The following is a 4,970-nucleotide window of genomic DNA, read 5'->3' on the forward strand; positions in this document are numbered from 1 at the left end:
CGGCGGCAACAGCGGCGGCGGTAACAGCGGCGGCAACGGTGGCAACAACGGCGGCGGTAGCGGCGATAACAGCGGCGGCAATGGAAATGGAACCGGCGGCAATTCCGCAACGGATGGCAGCGGTGACAACTCGGCATCCGGCAAGGGTCAGAGCACCAAAGGCGTCAGCCATGTCAACGTCACGACCGGTGACAAGGTCGAGGTGAGCGGCAACAAGATCACGGTCACACATCCCGACGGCATTACCGAAAAGATTGAGAACGGCCGTTTCAAGATGAAGGATGCGCTGGGTCGCACGATCATCGACCGCCTGGCCACGCCGGCCGATGCCAGCCGTCTAAAAGCCTTGTGAAACTGACCGGCAGGCAACGGTCAGGGTCACATGTCACCTCCGCCGCCCCCGGCGGAGGTGACCTTCCATTGTCCGGCCCTTGCGCGCCTGCGCAATGGCCTGACTGTTTGTCTCGACGCAAATTCCCAAGGGCAAGGCGCCATGGGCTTTGCCCGGGAAAACCGTTTCACACGTTTGCCGGAATTGCTCTAAGAGCGGTTTGCGTCCCGGTCGCGGAACTCGCGCACCATAAGAGCCGCTTCAGTGCGGTTTCGCACATTGAGTTTGGACAGCACACCGGTCATGTGGTGTTTGACCGTCTTCTCCTGCAGCTCCAGGCGCAAGGCAACCTCCTTGTTGCTGAGGCCCTCCGCCACCAGCCGCAGGATTTCCGCCTGCCGTTCGGTCAGTTGCCGCAACCGGTCCGCCACGCCGTTGGCGGATTGCGGGGACTGGAGGTCGGAAAGCAGCCGCGCCGACAGCGTCGGCGTAAGGTAGCTCTCGCCGCCCGCCACATTGCGCAGGATGTCGGCCAGCGCGCGCGATCCGATACCCTTGAGGATATAGCCCTGCACGCCTGCGTTCAGCGCCGTGGTTACATCGGCATTGGTCTCTGAAACCGTCAGCATGACGATCCTCTGGGCGGGATGCTTGGCAAGGATGCTCGCAACCGCGGACAGGCCACCGCCCGGCATGGAGATGTCGAGCAGCAATATGTCAGGCTGCACCGTCGAGGCGATGCGTTCGGCATCCTGCGCTGTCGCGCCTTCGCCGACGATCTCGAAACCTCCGATCTCCGACAGGCTGCGCGTCACGCCTTCGCGAAACAGCGGGTGATCGTCGACAATGGCAATGCGGATAGCGCCAATCATGCTTGCTCCTCGACCGAAAGACTGATCACCAATCGCGTTCCTTGCGCTCCGGTCAAGGTCTCGAACTGGCCGCCAATGCTTTCGACCCGCTCCCTGAGGCCGGCAAGCCCCAACCCGTCGACCCGGGCCGGGTCGAAACCCGGGCCGCTATCCGACACTTCGACGAAAAGCCTGCCATTCTTCATCCCGGCCCGCACCGCCTGATCCTTCGCCCGCCCGTGGCGATAGGCATTGTTCAGCCCCTCCTGCACGAAACGATAGATGCTGATCTTTTCGGAAGTGCCAAGTTCAGGCAAATGCCTGGGCAGCGTGAGCACCACCGACGTTCCGGTCCGGCGCTGATGTTCGTCGACCGCCATCCGCAATATGTCCGGTGCCGCGGCCGTTTCGATCTGCGGCAAGACGAGACCGGTGCAGATACCGCGAATTTCGCGCATCGCATCCTCCAGCGTCTTGCGGATCATCGCGACCTCGGTCGCGCGGTTTTCGCTCCAATGGCCGTCGCCGGAGAATACCGGGCTGTCCATGCGCAGCGCCGCAAGGGCCACGAGTTGCGCCGGTCCGTCATGCAGGTCGGCCCCGATCCGGCGCAAATATCGTTCGTTGAGCGCGGTGGCGCGGCGGGACGCCCGCTGCACACGCTGCCGCAAGGCGCTGTTTTGCGTCACCAGGCCTTGCAACTCCGACACCTGGCGGCGCAGCGCCCCGCGCTGATCGTCTATGGTCCGGCTGGCGCGCAGCACGATGCTCGACAGCAGCAGAAAAGCCGTCAGGGTGGTGCCGGCCACGATCAGCCAGCTCGACAGCAGGGCAGAGGCCAGCGTGGCCTTGAAATCGGTGGCGACCTCGAAGAATTCGGTGACGGCCACCACCTCGCCCGACCAGGGTTCGCGCACGGGATTGTAGATCTCCAGCAATGGCACGCCAGCGGCCTGCTCCTTGCTTTCGGTTTCGTCGAACGTATCGATCTGGGCGGTGACGTTGCCCTGGAAGGCGGACCGCAGATCGTCGGTCAGATCAAAGCGGCGGCCGATCAAGGTCGCGTCTTTCGCGTAGAGCACGGTGCCGTCTCGGCGCCAGAGCCTGAACGAGACCAGGCGCTTGCCGAGCGCGCCCTGGCCGAGCGTCTCGTCTAGCGCCTGCTTGACGGACTCGCTGAGCTCCTTGCTCTTGCGCAGGTCCGGGAGCAGCGGCGCGATCACGCTGTCGACATAGAGCGCCGTCGTGGCGGCCGAATTTCGGGTGACGCCGTCCCGGATCTGCGACGTCACCCAGGCACCCACCACCAGCATGACGGCCAGCAGGCCAAAGCCCCCGGCAACGAGGAATTGCAGGGCAAGGGAAAGCTCGCTCCAGCGCCGCGCCAAATTCTGCAGAATACGAATCATGAGCCCCTGATCGCCCATAGATCGAACAGGCTGGGCGATATCGGCACATTGAGCCTCAGTCTCGCCGTTGCCAAGACCTTCGTTAGGACGAGGTCGCTTGACGTGTCGAGGCGCTTCGGAAACAAGGTCCGCGGCACATGCGGCGGCAGCCGCTTCGAGGGGGATGGGACGTTGAGTTTTTCGGGACTGCTGCAACTTGGCTTTTCGACGGTGATCTTCCTTTTGGCGGCAACCGCCGCCAAGCAATGGGGACTGGCGCCGAGCCTCGGCAAGATCCTGTTGACGCTCGCGCTCTACTCGCTGGGCAACCTGATCATGCTGCGGTTGATCCGCGAATTCGGCATGTCGGTGTCGTTCAGCCTTTCGGCGGTCATCCAGCTGGTCTCGGTCAACGTCGTAGCACTGGTGTTTTTCGGCGAGCGCGTCAACGCGCTGCAGGCCGCCGGCATCGTGCTGGCGGTCGCCGCAGTGGCGCTGATCACGCTAGGGCCCTATCTGCAGGGGCGTTGATCGAGATGAGGATTGCGACACCGACACGATGAAAGACCCCGCGAACACCCTGCTCAACCGCATCGAATTCCCCGTGTTGCTGGCCGGCCTGGTCATCGCCGGCGGGCTGTGGGGCTTCGTGGAGCTGATGGAGGTGGCGCGGGCAACCGCGCCGCACGCCTTCGACACTGAAATCCTGCTTGCCTTCCGCCAGGCGGGTCAACCGGGAATCCCGATCGGCCCATCGTGGCTGGAAGGGGCGGTGCGCGACATCACCAGCCTCGGCAGCGCCAGCGTGCTGGTGCTGATCACGACGGCAACGATCCTCTATCTGCTGTTGATCCGCCGGCCGGGGACGGCACTTCTCATCTTCGTCGCCGTGGCGGGCGGCCAGGTGCTGTCGAGCCTGCTGAAGGTTGGCGTCGACCGGCCGCGGCCCGAGCTCGTGTCGCATCTGGTCAGCGAGACGTCGTTTTCCTTCCCGAGCGGCCACGCCATGCTGTCGGCGGTGACCTATCTCACGCTCGGTTCGCTCGCGGCGCGCTTCCTGCATGGCAGGGCGACGAAGATCTACGTCTTGTCGCTGGCCGTGCTGACGACGGTGCTGGTCGGCGTCAGCCGCATCTATCTCGGCGTCCACTGGCCGTCGGATGTGCTGGCCGGCTGGTGCGCGGGCTTCGCCTGGGCAATGCTGTGCTGGCTGGTGGCGCGGGCGTTGCAGCGCCGCAAGGTGGTGAGCGACGATGCCGACTGAGGCTGACCGCACCCTCGGGCTTGCGCTCAGATCAATCGGTTGATGAGGTGTCCACCACAGCCTGCCAGAGCCAGAACCATCGAAAGCAGGCATGCCGATGTCGTCAAGGTCTTGAAGATATTCAACCGCGTTACCCCTGCCCAGATGGACAACACCCTAGCCTGCAATCCTCGGGAAGTATCGCAAAAATGGACAATCAGGGCGAAGGTGCTTACGCATCAGACATTCATATTGATGCTTGAAACATCATGACAATGGTATTATACATTATTCCTGCAGACTCAGACATGGGGTCCGGCCGATGATCACTGCCGCGCAGATGCGTGCCGCAAGGGCCTTGGCTGGCATCGACCAGAGGGCGCTCGCCGAACGCGCAGGTGTTTCGCTTCCGACCATCCAGCGCATGGAAGCGAGCGATGGCGTGGTTCGGGGCGTGGTCGATACGCTGATGAAGGTCATCCAGGCGCTCGACGAGGCCGGGGTGGAGTTGATTGGCGAGAACCAGGCCAGCGAGCGCGGCGGCAGGGGCGTGCGCCTCAAACCCGCCATGACGCCAGATCCCGGGGCTGAGCCGGCATAAGTCGCGACGGCGACCGCCGACATTCCTGCCGACGATCCCGCCGCCTTCATGTGCGGAAGGCAGTCCATGGATCAGACACGGCAGGCGGTGCATCAATCGACCCGAAGATCGGCCCACAAGTCGACTCGTGGGTCGGCCCAAGGTTCGGCCCAAGGGTCGGCAAGCCCGACATTTGCCGAATTGTTCACGCCCAAGCTGGTGACGATCTGGCGCGAAGGCTACCACCTGCCGCAGTTCAAGGCCGATTTCATGGCCGGGCTCACCGTCGCCATCGTGGCGCTGCCGCTGTCGATGGCGATCGCGATCGCTTCTGGCGTCACGCCGGAGCGCGGCCTGTTCACAGCCATCGTCGGCGGCTTCATCATCTCGGCCCTCGGCGGCAGCCGCTTCCAGATCGGCGGGCCGGCCGGCGCCTTCATCGTGCTGGTGGTGGCGACCGGCCAGCGCGAAGGTGTCGACGGATTGCTCCTGGCAACGATGATGGCCGGTGTCTTCCTGCTCGCCATCGGCTATCTCAGGCTTGGCACCTACATCAAATTCATTCCCTATCCAGTGA

At 63.8% G+C, this 4,970-nt stretch carries 6 protein-coding genes and 1 pseudogene; 5 read left to right on the plus strand and 2 right to left on the minus strand.

Going from position 1 to position 4,970, the window contains the following annotated elements:
- A pseudogene (locus C1D09_RS12385) lies at positions 1 to 352 on the plus strand (hypothetical protein); the annotation flags it as partial.
- A gap of 188 nt (positions 353 to 540) precedes the next feature.
- Here the strand turns inward: C1D09_RS12385 and C1D09_RS12390 are convergent.
- Together C1D09_RS12390 and C1D09_RS12395 are read right to left on the minus strand one after the other, a co-directional pair.
- Positions 541 to 1,203 carry a response regulator gene (locus C1D09_RS12390; RefSeq protein ID WP_143974610.1) on the minus strand — a complete coding sequence of 221 codons (663 nt, stop codon included), beginning with the start codon at positions 1,201 to 1,203 and terminating at the stop codon, positions 541 to 543.
- On the minus strand, positions 1,200 to 2,591 hold the full coding sequence (locus C1D09_RS12395; protein ID WP_143974612.1) for a sensor histidine kinase: 1,392 nt from the start codon (positions 2,589 to 2,591) through the stop codon (positions 1,200 to 1,202). The genes C1D09_RS12390 and C1D09_RS12395 overlap by 4 nt, the downstream gene beginning before the upstream one ends.
- Before the next feature lie 171 nt (positions 2,592 to 2,762).
- On the opposite strand from C1D09_RS12395, the gene C1D09_RS12400 reads away from it, so the two are divergent.
- The 4 genes from C1D09_RS12400 to C1D09_RS12415 all read left to right on the plus strand — a co-directional run.
- Entirely contained in the window at positions 2,763 to 3,101 is a 339-nt protein-coding gene (locus C1D09_RS12400; RefSeq protein ID WP_140703972.1) for a hypothetical protein, read from the plus strand.
- A 28-nt stretch (positions 3,102 to 3,129) separates the two neighbouring features.
- Positions 3,130 to 3,834, plus strand: coding sequence for a phosphatase PAP2 family protein (locus tag C1D09_RS12405; protein ID WP_143974613.1), 705 nt, complete (start codon positions 3,130 to 3,132; stop codon positions 3,832 to 3,834).
- 301 nt (positions 3,835 to 4,135) lie between these two features.
- Entirely contained in the window at positions 4,136 to 4,414 is a 279-nt protein-coding gene (locus C1D09_RS12410) for a helix-turn-helix domain-containing protein (RefSeq protein ID WP_143974614.1), read from the plus strand.
- Positions 4,415 to 4,480: 66 nt separating this feature from the next.
- A partial coding sequence (locus C1D09_RS12415; RefSeq protein WP_246135724.1) for a SulP family inorganic anion transporter occupies positions 4,481 to 4,970 on the plus strand: 490 nt, incomplete at its 3' end.

Origin of the sequence: Mesorhizobium intechi (assembly GCF_002879535.1) — a bacterium.
Taxonomy (GTDB): Bacteria; Pseudomonadota; Alphaproteobacteria; order Rhizobiales; family Rhizobiaceae; genus Mesorhizobium; species Mesorhizobium intechi.